Below are 18,522 nucleotides of genomic sequence, written 5' to 3' on the forward strand. Positions count from 1 at the left end.
GGTGCGGCGACCCTTTAGTTATATCGATTCATGAGCGCGATCCATTCGGTATCCACGAAATCGGTTGCCGCGGATACGGCTTGATCGAGCGTATCATTCAATTCTGGCATGTCTTCTTTTCGATAATTCATGAGCACCCAGTCGACGACTTTCACCGGATGGGGCGGACGACCGATGCCGAGCTTCAAGCGTTTAAAGTCTTGCGTGCCCAGGTGCTGAATCAACGACTTGATTCCGTTATGGCCTCCCGCGCTCCCTTTCGGACGGAACCGTAGTTTGCCGGGTACCATGTCGAGGTCGTCATAGATGACGAGCAAGTCGTCGAGGTCAATCTTATAATAGTCTAAAATCGGACGAACCGACTCACCCGATAAATTCATGTACGTGAGCGGCTTGACGAGCACGACACGTTCTCCATTGATTCTTCCCGTTCCCATGAGCGCCTTAAACTTCGCTTCATCCAATTGAATCCCGTGTTTCTCGGCGAGACGGTCAATCGCCAAAAAGCCAACGTTGTGACGGGTCATCTCATATTTTTTGCCTGGATTCCCAAGGCCGACGATGCATTTCATCCGTTTCCTCCTGAACAAAAAAGCCCAAAGGCGGACGCCTTCGGGCCTCGTTTTTTAATCGAATAACGTGCTCACCGATTTGTGCTCGTGGACACGCATAATTGCTTCCCCAAGCAAACGGGCGACCGACATTTGCTTGATTTTGTTTGAACATTCGCGACCTTGTAAATCGATCGTGTTCAAGACAACAAGTTCTTTGATTGACGAGTTGTCGATACGCTCCATTGCCGGGCCAGACAAGACTGGGTGCGTACATGACGCGTACACTTCTTTCGCACCTGCTTGAACGATGGCATCCGCTGCGAGCGTGATCGTACCGGCCGTGTCGATGATGTCATCGATTAAGATCGCCGTCTTGCCTTCGACGCTGCCGACGATGTTCATCACTTCTGCCACGTTCGCTTCCGGGCGACGCTTGTCGATGATGGCGATCGGCGCTTTCAAGCGCTCCGCCAATTTACGGGCGCGTGTGACACCACCGTGGTCCGGTGACACGACGACGATATCTTTCGACTTGAATTCTTCTGTCTCGAAGTACGTCGAGATGAGGGGAACTCCTAACAATTGGTCTACTGGAATGTTGAAGAAACCTTGAATTTGAGCGGCGTGCAAGTCCATTGTGATCAATCGAGTCGCACCAGCTACTGTAAGAAGGTCAGCCACAAGTTTTGCCGTGATCGGTTCACGCGAGCGCGCCTTGCGGTCTTGGCGTGCGTAGCCGTAATACGGCATGACGACGTTAATCGTACGGACCGATGCGCGTTTCAACGCGTCGATCATGACGAGCAACTCCATGAGCGTCTCGTTGACCGGCGAGCTCGTCGATTGGATGATGTACACATCGTCTCCGCGTACGCTTTCCTCGATGTTGATGTAAAGTTCTCCATCGCTGAACCGCTTCACTTGGCAGTCGCTGAGTGGGATTCCGATTTCTTTTGAAATCTCTTCAGCGAGCGGGCGGTTGGAATTTAAGCTAAATAGGCGAATTTCACGTTCATATACAGTAGACATGTTTAGGATTCTCCTCCATCGTGTTCAATAGTAATTGGCAGCAACTTATCGTTTCGTGTAACCTTCTTTATTCGTTTGACGCTCACGGGCGATCGCAAGCGCTTCTTCCGGAACATTGTCCGTGATTGTCGAGCCGGCGGCGACAATCGCCCCTTTTCCGACCGTGACCGGTGCGATCAAGTTGACATTGCAACCGACGAACGCATCTGCTTCGACGATTGTCTCGAACTTGTTCGTCCCATCGTAGTTGACCGTGATCGATCCGCAACCGAGGTTGACGCGGTCACCGATTGACGCGTCACCGATGTAGCTGAGGTGCGAGGCCTTCGCCCCGTCCCCGAACGTCGACTTCTTAATTTCAACGAAGTTGCCGACACGTGTGTTCGCGCCGAGTACAGCTTGTTGACGAAGGTGAGCGAACGGACCAACTTGCGCGTTGCTACCGACACGGCTATCGCTCAAGACGGATTGACGTACCGTTGCACCGTCTTCAATCACACTGTCGCGGATATCCGAGTTCGGTCCGATGATACATTCCGAACCGATGACCGTCTTCCCGAGAATGACCGTCCCTGGGTAGATGATCGTGTCCGAGCCGATGACCGCATCCGGTGAGATGTATGTCGACGCTGGGTCCATGAACGTGACGCCTTCACGCATCAAGCGTTCATTCGTCCGTTTACGCATAATCGTCTCAGCTTGCGAGAGCGCGACTCGGTCATTGACACCGATCGTCTCGTCAAATGTCGGAGCCGTGTGTGCGGCCACGACTTCGCCTGCCTCTTTCGCGATCGCGATGACGTCTGGCAAGTAGTACTCGCCTTGTGCATTGTCGTTGCCGACTTGACGGAGCGCCTCAAACAACAACTCGTTGTCGAAGACGTACGTACCCGTGTTGATTTCACGAATTTCAAGTTCGGCTTCAGATGCGTCTTTATGCTCGACGACTTTCGTCACGTTGCCGTCTGCACCACGAATGACGCGGCCATATCCGGTCGCATCGTCCGCGATTGCCGTAAGCACCGTCACTTTCGCCTGTTGCGCTTCGTGATGCGCGAGTAACGCTTCTAGCGTCTCCGCTGTCAAAAGCGGTGTGTCGCCGCAGACGACGAGCGTCGCGCCAGCCTTCCCGGCGAGCTCCACCTCTGCCATCTGGACGGCATGGCCCGTTCCGAGTTGCTCTTCTTGAACCGCGTAGTCGACACGAGATCCGAGTGTGTCTTGTACCGCTTCAGCCCCATGGCCGACGATGACGATTTGACGACTGACCCCGATTTTGTCGAGTTGGTCGACGACGTGCTCGACCATTGGTTTGCCAAGGACCGGATGAAGTACTTTATATAGCTTCGACTTCATGCGCGTCCCTTTCCCTGCTGCCAAAATGACTGCAAAACGATCCATTCTTGATTCGCTCCTATCTCAATCGACTGTGATTTTATAGCTATAGTTCGGTTTTTCTGCATATAAATCCTATTTACACCGTTTCTACTATATCGAAACAGCGACCTCGTTTCAACCGTTGTACTGATTCGTAACCAAACGCACGCAAAAAAGCAGCGGAACGATATGTCGTCCCGCTGACTTATTAGGATTCTTGCATCCCGTTCATCATCTCTTCTGCCTCGTATGAGGTAACGTCAATCTCAGCGTACGCTTCTAGCACGGCCGCTTCGACTTTTTGACGCATATCGCCGTTAATCGGATGCGCGATATCACGAAAGATGCCTTCTGGTGTCCGTTTGCTCGGCATGGCGACGAACAGGCCGGTGCTCCCTTCGATGATCCGAAGGTCGTGGACCACGAACTCGTGATCGAGCGTGATCGAGGCGAGCGCCTTCATTCTACCTTCTGTTGCCACTTTGCGAATTTTTACGTCTGTGATCTGCATGTTTCGCATCCCCTTTTCATCGTTGTCTGTACCAAGGTGTCCTTTATAAAAGGTAAAGGTGACTTCTAGCGAACGTAACTGATTCCGTATGACTTCTATACCCTTTCATCATAAAACGAAATCAAATTTTTGCCAATCACTTTAAGAACTGTTCGACGTTTCCGCGTGAAATTGTGACGAGCCCTTCATCTGAATCGACGTTCGTCAACTTCATCAAACTGACGTATTCGCTGACCATCTTCTTCTCGGCACCTTCGGCTTCCATGAGTACACCGACACCAGCAAGGTTGGCTTCGAACTCGTTCAACAAGCTCATCATGCCGCGAATCGTACCTCCGGCTTTCATGAAGTCGTCAATGAGTAAGACGTTCGCACCGCGCGGCAGACTACGACGTGCGAGTGCCATCGTCCGAATCGCTTTTGAAGAGCCGGACACGTAGTTAATACTGACCGTCGATCCTTCCGTCACCCGGCTGTCCGAACGAACGATGACGAACGGGACGCCGAGCTGTTCGGCGACCGCGTACGCGAGCGGAATCCCTTTCGTCGCAATCGTCATGACGACGTCGACTTTTCGGTCAGCAAAGACCGAGGCGAACACTTGCCCCATCGGCTTCACTTGGCGCGGGTTACCGAGCACGTCCGTCAAATAGAGGTACCCTCCCGGAAGCAGACGCTCCGGCTTCGACAGTTGGTCGCATAAACCGTCAATCATCGACAGCGATTTGTCTTTGCTCCAACCTGGGATAAACATGACGCCACCGGCCGCCCCAGGGACAGTGACGAGCTTGCCGGTACCATCGTGGGCGAGCATCTCACTGACGATGACCAAGTCTTCGCTGATGGACGACTTGGCGGCTTTATAGCGGCTCGAAAACATCGACAACGAGACGAGCTGATGCGGATGATCGAGTAAATAACGGGTCATATCGACGAGACGACCACTTCTACGGATTTTCATACGGATTCCCCTTCACTTTTCCAATAATAGACGAATGTTCTAAACAGAATATATCAGACTCATTCGTCTTTGTTCAATGTTTTTTCCCGAGAATCCGAACGACGAACACTTCTGGACAGAATCCTTTCAGCCCGTTATAGACGCGATGGGCTTTTTGTTCGTGTTCGATGAGCGCAAATACGGTCGGGCCGCTCCCGCTCATAAGCACCCCGTCCGCGCCGCAGTGGAGCATCGTCTCTTTGATTTGACGAACCTCTGGATGCATCTCGAGCGTGACCGCCTCAAGCGCGTTGCCGAGGTTGTCACAAATCGTGTGAAAGTCCCGTTCGTGAATCGCTTTGACCATCGCTTCCGTATTCGGATGAATCATCTGATCCATGTCGACAGCCCGATAGACGTCAGCCGTCGAGACCCCAATCTTCGGTTTCGCCAAGACGACGTAGCACGGTGGAGGTGACGGAATGAGTTCTAACTTCTCGCCGCGACCGCGCGCGATGGCCGTGCCACCCATGACACAAAACGAGACGTCGGAACCGACCTCCGCCCCGAGCTCAGCCAATTGTTCGAGCGACAGCCCAAGGTCAAACAGTTCGTTCATCCCGCGGAGCGTGGCCGCCGCGTCACTCGAACCTCCAGCCAGTCCGGCCGCCACCGGAATGTGTTTATCCAAAACGATTTCGACGCCTTTTGTGATGCCGAACCGCTTCCGCAACAAGTCGGCCGCCCGATACGCCAAGTTCCGATGATCGCTCGGGACGTAGGCGTGCTCCGATTGAATCCGAATCTCATCGGTATCGAGGACCGTAAGTTCTAAGCGGTCAGACAAGTCGACCGTCGTCATAATCATTTCCACTTCATGATAGCCGTCCGTTCGCTTTCCGAGAACGTCGAGCGTCAAGTTGATTTTTGCCGGCGCTTTCACACTAATCGTGCGCATATCGTTCACCCTTCCCATGTATCTCCTGTTCGCCATTGTACCGTAAACGAGCGCACAAAAAAAGAAGCAGCTGCCAATGCATCCGCCCCTCATTTATCGTTCAATTGCTGAATTCAATTTTAACTGTATCCGTTAGGACATCAGCGTAGCTATATGAGACACGTTCCACGTTATGGTGGTCTTCATCCAATTTGACGACGAACACCGCGGGATACGTCTCAACGAGCGTTCCAAACCGAGTAACGACTTTCTTACGACCGCCGTTTGCTTTCAACGTCAATCGTTCTCCAACATGCGATTCGAGTTTCTGTCTGATTTCTTGTAACGTCTTTGGCATACGCTTCACCTCACTGTTACAAGTATAACACATTGAAAAAAGAAAATAAAGATTAAATATTATAGCGACTCGGAATCCGGTCGTCAACTATTTTTAAGTGGTAAAATTGTGTCAGCAAGACGTGCAAACTCCTCGAGTGTCAACGTTTCACCTCGACGCTTCGGATCGATGCCCGCCTCGTTCAACAGGCGTTCGAGCTCCACTTTTTTGTCTTTGCCGAGATGATTCGTCAAGTTGTTCAAGATCGTTTTACGCCGTTGCGCGAAACTGGCTCGCGCGATTTCGAAGAAGAACGCTTCGTCTTTTACTTCGACGGCAGGCTGCGGGCGCATCTTCAACGTGATGACGGCGGAATCGACGTTTGGTGCCGGCATGAAGACGTTTTTCGGGACGATAAAGCTCACGTCGGCCTCGGCATAATATTGAATCGCGATCGAGAGCGAGCCATACGCCTTCGTTCCCGGCTTCGCCCCGATGCGTTCCGCCACTTCTTTTTGAATCATCATGACGAGCGAACGAAACGGAACTTGACTCTCGAGCAAACGCATGATGATTGGCGTCGTCACGTAATACGGTAAGTTAGCGACGACCGAGATGTCGTCAATCCCTTCGTTCAAAAACTCACGCTCGACGATAGCCGGAAGATCGAGCTCGAGCGCATCTCCGTGAATGACGTGGACGTGCGGATAAGGCGCCATCGTGTCCTCTAGAATCGGCAACAAGCGTTGGTCGATTTCGAGCGCGACGACTTTTTTCGCACGTTTCGCAGACTGCTCTGTCAGCGATCCGATGCCTGGTCCAATCTCGAGCACGCCGCTCGCTTCACCGAGTTCGGCCGCGTCGACGATTTTATTTAAGATGTTCAAGTCGATCAAAAAGTTTTGACCGAGTGACTTTTTGAACGAGAAGCCATGCCGTTCTAAAATGGCTTTCGTCCGATGAATGGTTGCAATGTCTTTCAATGATTTTCCTCCTCTAACTGCTTGAGCGCCCGTTCCCACTCCTCGGTCGTGACGCGCATCGCCTCGACTCGTTTCACGAACTGTTTCGCGTTCGGTTCGCCGATGCGAAGCAACACACCGAGACGTTTTCGTCGTCTCGACGCCTCGGCCCCACCAATCAAATCGGCGTCGAGCACCATTTTTCGCGTGACGAGTGGCAAGTCGGTCTCGACTCGGTCTTCGTACACGGCCTCGAGCACACGGCGAATCGTGTCCGGTGTCGCATGTTCAACGCCGATTTTCCCGCGCTTGTCTTTCGCCTCGGCCCGGGGCAAGTAGGCGTGCTTACAGCCGGGAACGTATTCATCGACGATGGCGCGAATGCGGTCGCCCGGATAGTCCGGGTCCGTCAAAATAATCACGCCGCGCGTCTCTTGGGCGCGCCTCACCCGTTCAAGCGTCTGTTTCGAGACGGCCGACCCGTTCGTCTCAATCGTGTCGACGTCATACACTTCTTGGAGCCGGGTCGTATCGTCCCGTCCCTCGACGACAATCACTTCTTGTATTTTTTCACGCATCTTCGCTTCCTTCTTTCTCTTCTTGCTTCGGGATGACCCAAATCGTGAGCGGCTTCCGTCCGAACGTGACCGCTTCTTCTTTCGTGTCCATCAGGATGTCGATGATATTCCCTTTGATGGCACTGCCGGTATCGAGGGCGATGGCCATACCGAACCCTTCGACATACACACGTGTCCCGAGCGGAATGATTGACGGGTCGACCGCGATGATTCGCATCCCTTCGTACAGAATCGTATCGGTCACGTCATAGCCGCTACGCGTCAAGACGCGTCCGTCAAACGTGATCGTATCTTCGGGGTTATTCGTGTAGGCGGTCGCCTCAACGAGAAGTTGTTTGGCCGCTGAAAAATCGAGCACATCCTCAGGCAGAGGTGTCTCTTCGATTTTGATTTCGGCCTCTTCACGGAATGGACTCTCAGATTCTGTCGGAACCGGCGTCGCTTCTTCGGCCGGCTCTGGCACCGGTTTTGTCCCAATCTTAATGATTTGCGGACGCACGGTTTGCAACGTTTCGACACTTGTCTCGGTCCGATTTGTAATTGTACCATTTTCGACCGTCACTGCATACCGCGTCCGCTCTAGCCCGGGTACTCCGACTTGGGCGACCTCGGTTTGACCGATTTCAAGCGTATCATCGTCTTCTTTCACGATCTCAAACGGGATAAGCCGATTCTCGTATTGCACGACGTCCCGACTCGTATTGACGGTAATCGTCATGCCTTCTCGAAGCGTTGTCGACAGCGCCGGTGCGATCGTATCGCGCTCTGACACGCTGATTCCGGCTTCGCGCAACACTTGCTCGACCGTCTTCGCCATCGTATTCAACGTCTTCGCCTCATCCTCGACGATCAGATTAACCGCGAGCACCGGTTGATACCGAATCGTCATCCCGGATGTGACGGGTGTGCGCACGTCCGGATAGACGTCGTCTCCGTCGCGCACCGTCACCCCGTATCGAAGCAACACGTCGCGGACGGTCCGTTCTCGCGTCTCAATCGTCTCCGTCTGCCCATAACCGATTTGAAGTGAGACCGTATTCGCGCGTTCGATGTAAATCATGCGTTCGGCAGACAGTTCCGCACTGAGTGCCGGCGTCACGTAATCGGCGTCTTCGACCGTGATGCCGGTCTCTTCGAGCACCTCGAACACGGACGTCGCCCGCGTCTCATGCTCGATTCGGTTTGTGCCGTCGATGATCGTCACCGTCTCCGGTTGCGTCAACGTATAGGCGAGTACCGCTGTCACGAGTACGACAGCGCTGAGCGCGATTCGTTTAACCATCACGGTAGACGGAAGAGCCGCTTCGCGTTCGCGGTCGTCGCTTCAGCAAGTTCCTCAAGCGAGATACCTCGTAGCGCGGCGATTTCTTCGGCGACATAGGTGACGTAGGCCGGTTCGTTCCGTTTACCGCGGAACGGCGTCGGCGTCAAATACGGGCAGTCCGTCTCGACTAACAGGCGATCGAGCGGGACTTGTTTCGCCACTTCTTTTGGGACTTTCGCATTCTTGAACGTGACCGGGCCACCGAGTGAGATATAGAAGTTCATGCGCAGGCAACGCTCAAGTAGTTCGACCGACATGCTGTAGCTGTGGAAGACGCCACCAATCTCTTCGGCGTGCTCTTCTTCTAACAGATCGAGCACGTCTGCCGTCGCCTCGCGGTTGTGGATGACGATTGGCATGTTCGTGCGCCTCGCAATGGCAATTTGTTCACGGAACAGACGTTGCTGTACGTCTTTCGGAGATTTGTCCCAATGATAGTCGAGTCCAATCTCACCGAGCGCCATCACTTTCGGGTGCCCCATCAACGCCTCGATTCGTTCCAAGTCCGTTGGTGTGCAGTCGATTGCATCGACCGGGTGCCAGCCGACAATCGCGTAAATGTCTTCGTACGTCTCGGCGAGTTCGATCGCGCGCGAGATCGTCTCATCATCGAAGCCGACGACGAGCATCGGGGACACCCCCGCCTCACGTGCCCGTCTAATCGTTTCATCGACGTCATCTTTGAATTGATCGGCGTTAATGTGTGTGTGCGTGTCAATCAACATCGTGCATCCTCCTTTTTAAACAAACAGAGGGAGACCGAAGTCTCCCTCAAAAATTATTTGACGATGGCCCCGTTCGGCATATTCTCAGATACGGTTGCAAGTTCTAACTTACCATCTTTATCGGCTGCCAAAATCATTCCTTGAGACAACTCGCCCCGGAGCTTGACCGGCTTCAAGTTGGCGACGACGATGACTTTTTTGCCGACCAACTCTTCCGGTGCATACCATTCGGCGATGCCCGAGACGATTTGGCGCGTCTCGCTACCGAGATCGACTTGAAGTTTCAACAGTTTTTTCGCTTTTTTGATTTTATCGGCTTCGACGATTTGCCCGACCCGGAACTCGACTTGGTCAAAGACGTCGATTGTGATTTCAGGACGGACGTCTTCATCCGCTGCCTCTTCCTCTGCTTCCTCTTCGACACGTGCTTTCGAGGCTTGACGCATCATTTCTTGAATCGCATCTACCTCTTCTTTCACATCGCGACGTGGGAAGATTGGCGTGCCGTCCGTGACGACCGCTCCGTCAAAGGCCGCAAACGTATCGAGCGCTTCCCATGACATGTCTTGTCCTTCGAGTCCGAGTTGACGGAACATCTCTTTCGGTGCCCGTGTCATGAACGGTTGAATCATGACAGCGACGTGGCGCAAGACGCCAGCCAAGTGGGTCATGACCGACGCGAGTTCGTCTCGTTTCGCTTCATCTTTCGCGAGCACCCACGGTTGCGTCTCATCGATATACTTGTTCGCTCGGCTGACGAGCTGCCAGATGTTTGTGAGCGCGACCGAGAACTCCATATGCTCCATCGCCGCTTCCGTCTTCGACGTCGTTTCTTCGACGACGCGAAGCAAGTCGGCGTCGAACGCCGTCACGTTCCCCGCATACGCTGGTACGTTCCCGTCGAAGTACTTCTTAATCATCGCGACGGTCCGGTTCAGCAGGTTGCCGAGATCGTTGGCGAGGTCGAAGTTCAACCGGTCGACGAACGCTTCTGGTGTGAACGTGCCGTCCGCGCCGAACGGGACTTCACGCAACAAGTAGTAACGAAGCGAGTCGAGGCCGTAGCGATCGATGAGCGGAATTGGGTCGACGACGTTCCCTTTTGACTTGGACATCTTGCCGTCTTTCATGAGGAGCCAACCGTGCGCAAATACTTGTTTTGGCAACGGAAGGTCAAGCGCCATGAGGAGAGCTGGCCAGATAATTGTATGGAAACGGACGATCTCTTTTCCGACCAAATGCACGTCAGCCGGCCAGTAACGGTTGAACAACTCGTCGTTGTCCGTCCCGTAGCCGAGTGACGAGATATAGTTCGTGAGCGCATCGACCCATACGTAGACGACATGCTTCGGGTTCGACGGGACTTGGACACCCCAGTCGAACGTTGTCCGGGAGACGGCCAAATCTTGAAGACCCGGCTTCAAGAAGTTGTTGATCATCTCGGTCTTTCGCGATTCTGGCAAGATAAAGTCCGGATGCGACTCGAAATATTCGATGAGGCGGTCCGCATACTTGCTGAGACGGAAGAAGTAACACTCTTCCCGCACGAGTTCGACTGGATGTCCGCTGTCGGGGCTCTTGCCGTCGACAAGTTGCGACTCGGTGTAATACGTCTCGTCCGGCACCGAATACCAGCCTTCATATTCACCGAGGTAAATGTCTCCGTTCTTAAGAAGCGTCTCAAAGACGTGTTCGACGACAGCCTTATGACGGCCTTCCGTCGTTCGAATATAATCGTCGTACGAGATCTCGAGGCGATCCCATAATACTTTGATATCTTTCACGACTTCGTCGACGAACGCCTGTGGGGTGACGCCGGCTTCTTTCGCCTTCTCTTGAATCTTTTGTCCGTGCTCGTCAGTGCCCGTCAAATAACGGACGTCAAATCCTTTCAATCGCTTATAGCGGGCAATCGCGTCACCTGCCACGGTCGTATAGGCGTGACCGATGTGCAACTTCGCGCTCGGGTAATAGATTGGGGTAGTAATATAAAAAGTAGGCTTCGCCATAGTTGTTCTCCATCCTTTCGACATTTGCAATTTCCATTATACACGGTTCGACAAACCTTTTTCCAAACCAATTGTTTGGAATTAATTTGTTGCCTATTCAAATAAATGTTCCAAAAAAACCCTTTCTTTGTTTAAAGCTCTACGTTACGGGGAAATTTAGGTGTATATCGTTCCTTTATCGTCATTTTTCGAAAAAGCACAATTCCAATAGTAAGCAGTTGACTGCAATTGGAAAGTTTAGTATGCTTTTTGCTGTAGCCACATTGTCGAATTTTGACGATTCATGTCACCAAGAGATTTCGACATCATCGGAGGAGGAAACACAAAATGAAATCAACAGGTATCGTACGGAAAGTGGACGAGCTCGGTCGGGTCGTTATTCCAATCGAATTGCGCCGCACACTCGGAATTGCTGAGAAAGACGCACTTGAAATTTACGTCGACAACGAGCAAATCGTTTTGAAAAAATATAAGCCGAACATGACTTGCCAAGTAACAGGCGAAGTATCAGACGATAACTTCAAGTTGGCGGACGGAAAGTTGATTCTTTCACCAGAAGGCGCACAACGTGTTCTCGTCGAGTTGAAAAACATGCTTGAGAATTACTACAACGAAGAGTAAGCAAGGAACTCCTTGCTTACTCTTTTTTGTCGACTCCGTGATACGCGTCATAGACGTCGTTGCGTGAGAGACCACGCTCTTTCGCCACTTGTTTAATCGCTGCGTTCGGCTTTAGCCCGTCCTCGATATAACGATCGACGTGTTCGAGCGGCGAGAGCGTCTCCCACCAATCTTGCGTCGGAGCCGACTCGGTCGAACCTCCCACCAACACGACGAACTCTCCGCGGACTTCACCTTCACACCAAGCGAGCGCCTCATCGGCCGTTCCTCGCAAAAACTCCTCGAACGTCTTCGTCAATTCCCGCCCAAGTACGACGTCACGATTGCCGAGCACAGCTTTCACCCCTTGTAGCATCTCTTTTAAGCGATGCGGGGCTTCGTAGAAGACGAGCGTCCCTGGCTCATATTGAAGCGACGCTAGCACGTCGACCCGTTCTTTCTTTTTGCGTGGCAAAAACCCGTAATATAAAAAGCGTTCTGTCGGCAGTCCGGACGCGACGAGCGCTGTGAGCGCTGCATTTGCCCCTGGCAAGACGACGACCGGTACCTTCGCTTGAATCGCGAGCCGAACGAGGTCACTACCGGGGTCAGAGATGCCAGGCATCCCGGCGTCGGATACGACAGCCACCGATTTTCCATTCTCGATATCTTCAATCAGCCGTGGCCCGCTCACTTGTTTATTATGTTCATGGTAACTGACAAGCTTCGTATCGATTTCAAAGTGACGGCACAGTTTCATCGTCTGGCGTGTATCTTCGGCCGCAATCAAGTCCACCTCGCGCAACATACGCACGGCGCGATATGTCATGTCTTCTAGGTTACCGATCGGGGTCGGCACGATGTAAAGCGTCGGTCCGTCAGTCTGGTAACTTTTCTGTGAGTTCATTGCTCGTCCCCTCCATCAACGTTTGTTTTTGGGCGCGGGTCAATTGCTTGATTGACCACTCATAACGCATGGCTTCTCGTTTCGTCTCAAACGATTTCACGTAACAGAGCGTTACAGGTAAACGTGCTCGCGTGTATTTGGCACCTTTTCCAGCGTTATGGGTACGAAGCCGCTTGTCGAGGTCGTTCGTATAACCCGTGTAATACGTGTGGTCTTGGCACTCCAAAATATATACGTAGTGCTTACGCATCGAGGATGTCTCGCATCGTTTTCGTATACGTGTCATCATCTTCATAGACGATAAGCGGTGGTAAAATCGTGAGCCCAGCTTTTCCATCTTTTGACCCCTCTATCAATAATGTATTCGCCGCTCGTCCCGCTTTTGGATAGACGAGCTGCATCCGCTTCGGCTCGATTCGATATGTCCGCATGAGCGTGACGATATCGAGTAGCCGCTCCGGACGGTGGACGAACGCCACTTTTCCGCCTGGTTTGACGAGCTGACTCGCCGATTGGATACAATCCTCGAGTGTACAGAGCACTTCATGGCGCGCAATCGTATGGTGTTCGTTTTGATTGCGGAGCGACGTCTCGTTTGCCAGAAAATACGGTGGATTACACGTGACGACATCGTAACGGGCGTGGCCTAGCCGTGTCGCCGCTTCTTTGACGTCGCCTTCTATAATCTGCAGTCGATGCTCGAGACGGTTCACCGCGATGCTACGGTTCGCCATATCGACGAGTCTCGGTTGAATCTCGATGCCTGTGACGCTCCCCTTTGTCCGATACGATAAGAAGAGCGGAATCGCACCCGTTCCGGCACACAAATCGACTAGGTTTCCTTTTTGGATGGGTACCCAGACGAACTCAGCGAGTAGCACCGCATCTAACGAGAACGAAAACACATCGTCGCTTTGAATAATTTTTCCGGGGCGTCCGAGCAAATCATCGAGCCGCTCCCCTTGTTTTACAGTCACGCTTCGTTCCCTCCTACATAACGACAAAGGCGACGGACGGGTGACTTCCCCGTCTATCGCCCCAATGTATTAGTGTTTATTTAACATCGACATGCAGAAAAGACAATCGCCGTCTTTTCGTACTTGTCCGTAGTGCAAATTACAGATATGGAACCCTTCTTGATACAAGGCGGCCAAATTGTTTTGCCCTTTGCCCGACAATGCGATTTGCGCATCGCCATCCGTCGTCTCCACTTCTGCGAGTTGCTCGACTTTTTCACGCAAGTGATGATTCTCGAGATACATATGCTGGTTTTCTTCGAGCAAATAGGCCAACTGCTCTTTCAGTACACCTAGATGCTCCGTCAACAGCTGCATTTGTTGCTCGATGGCATCGACGCGCATCATAACTTCCTTTTTATCCATTCGTTCCACTGCTCAGCACCCCATCACTGTTTCGACGGTTTTCGTTTGATCGCACCGACCTCAACGAGTTCGTCAATCGTATACGTCACAACACGGGTCCGGTCGCTCAACTCGACTTGAATCAGTTGATCCAAAATGTTGAGGCCGATGACACGTCCGTCACCTTCAGGAATCTTGATTCGTTTCCCAACGTCCGGCAAGTCACGCTTCAACTCTTCATACGTATCATTCTCATACTTCAAGCAACACATGAGACGGCCGCACACACCGGAAATTTTATTCGGGTTCAAGGAAAGGTTTTGATCTTTCGCCATCTTGATCGAAACCGGTTCAAACTCTCCTAAGAAGGAAGAACAACATAAGACACGGCCACATGGACCGATCCCACTGAGTAGTTTCGCTTCATCCCGGACACCGATTTGACGGAGTTCGATGCGCGTGCGGAAGACGCTCGCCAAATCTTTGACGAGTTCTCGAAAATCGACCCGACCTTCTGCCGTGAAATAAAAGATGACTTTGTTGCGATCAAATGTATATTCAACATCGACGAGTTTCATCTCCAGTCGATGTTCACGTATTTTTTCTTCACAGACGGCGTGAGCGTCAAAAGCTGCCAATCGATTTTCTTGGACGATTTGAGCATCTTTTTGATCAGCGACACGAAGAATCGTTTTTAGAGGTAAAACGACTTCATCTTCCCCAAGTTGTTTCCCGACTTGGACGATTTCCCCGTATTCAATACCACGCACCGTCTCGACGATGACATGGTCCCCACGTTCAAGCGTTGCTTCGCCTGGTGAAAAGTAATAGATTTTTCCCGCTTCTTTAAAGCGGACTCCGACTACTTCAAGCACGCTCTCTTATCCTTTCTGTAAATCGAACGTTAACCGTTCGAACGTTAATTGAGGATTGACGTTTGCCTCGAGTCGTCGAATCGCCTCATGGACGTGTTCAATCGCATGGACAATCTTATGCGCCGAACGATTACTGATGAACGCCTGATACAACGCCTGTTCGCGAGTGAACAGTTGCGGCGTGTAATCCGTCCGGACTTTGAACCGGAGCGACTCTTCTAACCAGCTCTCAAACAATTCGAGGCCCACTCGTAACTCATTGCGCCCTTTAAAATGGCCGAGCCACTTCTCTTGGGCGAATAGGAGTAACTCCTGTGGTCGTTTAGTCAATACTTCAACTAATTGTACCACTAGCCCATACGACTGTACAAACCACTCGTTGTGAAGCACTTCACGGGCGTCATCCCATTTCGGATAAACAGCGAGCGCCAAGCGAGCCAAATCCGTCGTACATGCGACGTCCGCAGACAACTTATCCGCCAACTCATTCCGATCAATCGGTCGAAAGACGAGCTGCTGGGCTCGTGAGCGAATTGTCGGCAACAACAGTTGCGGCTGTGTCGTCACAAGAATCGCGAGTTTCCCGACACCTGGCTCTTCAAAAAACTTAAGCAGACTATTCGCCGCCTGCGTCGTCATTTTATGGGCCTGATGAATCACATACACTTGCCGATCTCCTTCGGCTCCGCGTAACGACAAATCACTGAGCAGTTGTTGAATCTGTTCTTTTTTTATACTTGCCCCGTCCGGCTCCATCTCGAGATAATCGACTAGGTTTCCTGAATCCATCCGCCGACAATTCCGACAATCTCCACAAGGTTCTACCCCATCTGGCGCCTCACAAAAGAGTGACTTGGCAAACAGTTGAGCGGTCTCAATCAAGTAAGGTTCATAATCGCCCGAAAAGATATAGGCGTGCCCGACTTTATCAGTCCGAATCGAGTTCTCCATCACTTTGGCGACAACGGTCTGAGACGCGGCCAATTGTTCAAAACGCATCTGTCCCACTCCCATTAAAACTGATGGAATCCTTCAATCGGCAAGACGAATACCGTAGCGCCGCCTACCTGTACTTCTACGGGATACGGGATATACGAATCGGCGTGGCCACCCATCGGAGAAATCGGTGTGATCATCTGATCACGGCTCGAGCAATTTGATTTGATGAGCGAAAGCAAATCCTCGAGTCGTTCTTTCGGTACACCGATCATGAACGTCGTGTTTCCTTCTTTTAAGAACCCACCAGTCGTCGCAAGTTTCGTCGCTCGAAAGTCCTCTTCAATCAAAGCGTCAGATAAACGGGCGCTATCTTTATCATGTACAATCGCAATTACCATCTTCATGCTTTGTTCACTCCTTTTTCGTTTAATCGCTCACATGTAATATCTAGTACTTCATCTTGTATCGATTCAATCGTCTCATTCGCATCGATTCGTACCATCCGATCAGGGTGCTGCGCAAGCAATGTTTGAAAACCGTCATAGACGCGTTGGTGGAACGCTTCGTCCCGGCTCTCGATTCGGTCCAATTGCCCGCGTTCCCGCATACGGTTACTTGCTTCACTTGGTGTCAAATCGAAAAGAAACGTTAAGTCTGGGGTTAAGCCGCCTGTTGCCCACTCATTTAATGATAGGACGTGTTCTAAATCGTATCCTAATCCGAAACCTTGATAGGCGACCGAAGCATCGATGAAACGGTCACAGACGACAATCGCACCTCGTGACAAGGCAGGTCGAATCACTTGTTCTACGTTTTGGGCTCGCGAGGCTGCATATAACATCATCTCTACCCTAGCCGTCATCTCATCGTGTTCAGGTGATAACAAAATCTCGCGGATGCTGTTTCCGACTTTCGTTCCCCCCGGCTCACGTGTGGTGACGACTTCATACCCTTGAGCGCTTAAAGCTTGCTCTAGTAATTTCAATTGTGTCGTTTTTCCAGAGCCATCTGGCCCTTCCACTGTAATAAACATCCCATTCACACTTAAAACTCCTCTACGATAACATCGATTTGTTTCATCATAACATGTCTGCTCGCTTGAAGCTTCCGCCCGAGAGAAATCCACTCGACCAACACGCGAACTTTTTCCTCTGTCACCATTTCCCCTTTTAAGATCCACGGAATACCTGGAGGATAAGGGATAATCGTTTCCGCTGCAATTTGACCGACTGCGTCTTGAAAAGAAAGCCTCACCGTTTTCACGACGTCATGAAGCATAGTTAATTTCGAGACTTGCTCCGTAGAAGGGTAAGGATAAATCGTTTCATCGTCCTCAATCAGCGGCACATGTTTCGATGCATTTTGAATCAGTTTCACCCAATGATGAATCTCTTCCATCTTTATTTCCCGTAACGGCAAACAGAGTAACACATGATCTTCAGCGGCAAGCTCGATATCTATGCCAATCGATGCTAAGTGGCGACTAAAGATCAAACCGTTTTTCGGATACGTCAGAATCGTGACTTTTGTAAAATCATCTCCGACTTTAACGGCAAATCCTGCGCGCTTCAATTCCATGACAAAAGCGAAATGACTTGTTTGAATACTTGACCAGTCTCGCTCCGTCAAGTGTTCAAGATAAGTCCGCGCATGGTCTAACGACGCCATAATCAAGTAAGACGGACTAGACGTTTGAAATGAAGACAGGGCATGAAACAATCGGTTCTCATCGACATTCTCTTTGTAATGTAACCAAGCGCCCATCGTAAAAGCAGGCAACGTTTTATGAGCCGACTGAACAACCGCGCTCGCCCCTTCAAAAATCGCTGAACGTCTTGGCAATCCGTCGTAAATCAAGTGCGCACCATGCGCTTCATCAACGAGCAACGGGATCATATGTTGGTTTAAATACGTACTGATTGCTTGAATATCAGCCATATCGCCATAGTACGTCGGTGATGTGAGAAGCAGTGCTTTACCACCTGGATAGCGCTCGACCGCTTCTTGAACCGTAGCTAAATTGACGACCGTAGGAATACCGCTTCCCCGTTCCAATTCAGGCGACAATAAAATCGGTTCTAAGCCTAACCACTCAATCGCATTCCACACGGACTTATGTGAATTTCGTTGTACATACACACGTTCCCCACGTTTTACAGTCGCAGCTAGCATGCTCCAATTTCCCGCGGTCGAACCATTGACCAACCATTTACTCTTACTTTTATAGAGCGTTCCAAGCGCTTCCTCACCTTGCTGGATGATTCCCTCTGCCTGATGTAAATCATCCAATTGCTCGAGCTCGGTTAAATCATACGGCATGATTTTATGGAACGCTGTCGGTAAACTTGGATCGTGAACAGTACCGTTATGGTGGCCAGGGACATGAAAGGATACACGACTTTCCCGCACATGTTGTTCTAAAACTTCCATGAATGTGAAAGGGTTCTTTTTAGATCGGCGTGTCATCAAAAAACCTCCTTAATCGTTTTGCATATAGACAAAAAAGAGACGACCAAGCAGATGCTTGATCGTCTCATGTTGCCTGGCAACGTCCTAT

The 18,522-nt window shown here is 51.3% G+C and carries 22 protein-coding genes; 1 reads left to right on the plus strand and 21 read right to left on the minus strand.

Annotated features, from left to right (window positions below; translation table 11 throughout):
• Window positions 1–14: 14 nt before the first annotated feature.
• The 12 genes from pth to metG all read right to left on the minus strand — a co-directional run bounded on the left by pth (window position 15) and on the right by metG (window position 11,283).
• Window positions 15–572: an aminoacyl-tRNA hydrolase gene (gene pth, locus RT52_RS10430; protein WP_034803713.1), complete on the minus strand. Its 558-nt coding sequence runs from the start codon at window positions 570–572 to the stop codon at window positions 15–17.
• Window positions 573–626: 54 nt separating this feature from the next.
• The gene (locus tag RT52_RS10435; protein ID WP_034803710.1) at window positions 627–1,583 is read right to left on the minus strand and encodes a ribose-phosphate diphosphokinase; all 957 of its coding nucleotides are present in this window, start codon (window positions 1,581–1,583) and stop codon (window positions 627–629) included.
• A 45-nt stretch (window positions 1,584–1,628) separates the two neighbouring features.
• Window positions 1,629–2,984, minus strand: a complete 1,356-nt coding sequence (glmU, locus tag RT52_RS10440) for a bifunctional UDP-N-acetylglucosamine diphosphorylase/glucosamine-1-phosphate N-acetyltransferase GlmU (RefSeq protein ID WP_034817175.1) — start codon at window positions 2,982–2,984, stop codon at window positions 1,629–1,631.
• A gap of 184 nt (window positions 2,985–3,168) precedes the next feature.
• Window positions 3,169–3,471 (minus strand): septation regulator SpoVG, encoded by a 303-nt coding sequence (gene spoVG / locus RT52_RS10445; protein ID WP_034803706.1) that lies wholly within the window; start codon window positions 3,469–3,471, stop codon window positions 3,169–3,171.
• Between the two features lie 136 nt (window positions 3,472–3,607).
• Entirely contained in the window at window positions 3,608–4,432 is an 825-nt protein-coding gene (gene purR / locus RT52_RS10450) for a pur operon repressor (RefSeq protein ID WP_034803704.1), read from the minus strand.
• Window positions 4,433–4,505: 73 nt separating this feature from the next.
• Window positions 4,506–5,369 (minus strand): 4-(cytidine 5'-diphospho)-2-C-methyl-D-erythritol kinase, encoded by an 864-nt coding sequence (gene ispE, locus RT52_RS10455; protein ID WP_034817192.1) that lies wholly within the window; start codon window positions 5,367–5,369, stop codon window positions 4,506–4,508.
• Between the two features lie 100 nt (window positions 5,370–5,469).
• Complete coding sequence (locus RT52_RS10460) at window positions 5,470–5,706, minus strand: Veg family protein (RefSeq protein ID WP_021065751.1); 237 nt, start codon at window positions 5,704–5,706, stop codon at window positions 5,470–5,472.
• A gap of 83 nt (window positions 5,707–5,789) precedes the next feature.
• Window positions 5,790–6,668: a 16S rRNA (adenine(1518)-N(6)/adenine(1519)-N(6))-dimethyltransferase RsmA gene (gene rsmA, locus RT52_RS10465; RefSeq protein ID WP_034817177.1), complete on the minus strand. Its 879-nt coding sequence runs from the start codon at window positions 6,666–6,668 to the stop codon at window positions 5,790–5,792.
• Window positions 6,665–7,225 (minus strand): ribonuclease M5, encoded by a 561-nt coding sequence (gene rnmV / locus RT52_RS10470; protein WP_034803698.1) that lies wholly within the window; start codon window positions 7,223–7,225, stop codon window positions 6,665–6,667. Before rnmV ends, rsmA begins: the two co-directional genes overlap by 4 nt.
• Window positions 7,218–8,507: a 3D domain-containing protein gene (locus RT52_RS10475; RefSeq protein WP_034803696.1), complete on the minus strand. Its 1,290-nt coding sequence runs from the start codon at window positions 8,505–8,507 to the stop codon at window positions 7,218–7,220. Before RT52_RS10475 ends, rnmV begins: the two co-directional genes overlap by 8 nt.
• The gene (locus RT52_RS10480; RefSeq protein ID WP_034817179.1) at window positions 8,507–9,274 is read right to left on the minus strand and encodes a TatD family hydrolase; all 768 of its coding nucleotides are present in this window, start codon (window positions 9,272–9,274) and stop codon (window positions 8,507–8,509) included. The genes RT52_RS10475 and RT52_RS10480 overlap by 1 nt, the downstream gene beginning before the upstream one ends.
• A 53-nt stretch (window positions 9,275–9,327) precedes the next feature.
• The gene (gene metG / locus RT52_RS10485; RefSeq protein WP_034817181.1) at window positions 9,328–11,283 is read right to left on the minus strand and encodes a methionine--tRNA ligase; all 1,956 of its coding nucleotides are present in this window, start codon (window positions 11,281–11,283) and stop codon (window positions 9,328–9,330) included.
• Between the two features lie 327 nt (window positions 11,284–11,610).
• Between metG and RT52_RS10490 the strand changes: the two genes are divergently transcribed.
• Window positions 11,611–11,904, plus strand: coding sequence for an AbrB/MazE/SpoVT family DNA-binding domain-containing protein (locus tag RT52_RS10490; RefSeq protein WP_034803687.1), 294 nt, complete (start codon window positions 11,611–11,613; stop codon window positions 11,902–11,904).
• Between the two features lie 16 nt (window positions 11,905–11,920).
• On the opposite strand, the gene rsmI is transcribed toward RT52_RS10490, so the two are convergent.
• The 9 genes from rsmI to RT52_RS10535 all read right to left on the minus strand — a co-directional run bounded on the left by rsmI (window position 11,921) and on the right by RT52_RS10535 (window position 18,431).
• The gene (rsmI, locus tag RT52_RS10495; protein ID WP_034817183.1) at window positions 11,921–12,790 is read right to left on the minus strand and encodes a 16S rRNA (cytidine(1402)-2'-O)-methyltransferase; all 870 of its coding nucleotides are present in this window, start codon (window positions 12,788–12,790) and stop codon (window positions 11,921–11,923) included.
• Window positions 12,762–13,040, minus strand: coding sequence for a GIY-YIG nuclease family protein (locus RT52_RS10500; protein ID WP_034803681.1), 279 nt, complete (start codon window positions 13,038–13,040; stop codon window positions 12,762–12,764). The genes rsmI and RT52_RS10500 overlap by 29 nt, the downstream gene beginning before the upstream one ends.
• Window positions 13,033–13,767, minus strand: coding sequence for a tRNA1(Val) (adenine(37)-N6)-methyltransferase (locus RT52_RS10505; RefSeq protein WP_034817186.1), 735 nt, complete (start codon window positions 13,765–13,767; stop codon window positions 13,033–13,035). The genes RT52_RS10500 and RT52_RS10505 overlap by 8 nt, the downstream gene beginning before the upstream one ends.
• A gap of 69 nt (window positions 13,768–13,836) precedes the next feature.
• Window positions 13,837–14,172, minus strand: coding sequence for a DNA replication initiation control protein YabA (yabA, locus tag RT52_RS10510; RefSeq protein ID WP_034803771.1), 336 nt, complete (start codon window positions 14,170–14,172; stop codon window positions 13,837–13,839).
• Between the two features lie 23 nt (window positions 14,173–14,195).
• Window positions 14,196–15,026, minus strand: a complete 831-nt coding sequence (locus RT52_RS10515; protein ID WP_034817188.1) for a PSP1 domain-containing protein — start codon at window positions 15,024–15,026, stop codon at window positions 14,196–14,198.
• 6 nt (window positions 15,027–15,032) lie between these two features.
• Window positions 15,033–16,025: a DNA polymerase gene (locus tag RT52_RS10520; protein WP_051622477.1), complete on the minus strand. Its 993-nt coding sequence runs from the start codon at window positions 16,023–16,025 to the stop codon at window positions 15,033–15,035.
• 14 nt (window positions 16,026–16,039) lie between these two features.
• Window positions 16,040–16,369 (minus strand): cyclic-di-AMP receptor, encoded by a 330-nt coding sequence (locus RT52_RS10525; protein ID WP_034803672.1) that lies wholly within the window; start codon window positions 16,367–16,369, stop codon window positions 16,040–16,042.
• On the minus strand, window positions 16,366–17,007 hold the full coding sequence (tmk, locus tag RT52_RS10530) for a dTMP kinase (RefSeq protein ID WP_051690338.1): 642 nt from the start codon (window positions 17,005–17,007) through the stop codon (window positions 16,366–16,368). Before tmk ends, RT52_RS10525 begins: the two co-directional genes overlap by 4 nt.
• 2 nt (window positions 17,008–17,009) lie before the next feature.
• Window positions 17,010–18,431, minus strand: coding sequence for an aminotransferase class I/II-fold pyridoxal phosphate-dependent enzyme (locus tag RT52_RS10535; protein ID WP_245175518.1), 1,422 nt, complete (start codon window positions 18,429–18,431; stop codon window positions 17,010–17,012).
• Between the last annotated feature and the right edge of the window lie 91 nt (window positions 18,432–18,522).

The sequence above is a fragment of the Exiguobacterium alkaliphilum 12/1 genome, assembly GCF_000714435.1.
Lineage (GTDB): Bacteria > Bacillota > Bacilli > Exiguobacteriales > Exiguobacteriaceae > Exiguobacterium > Exiguobacterium alkaliphilum.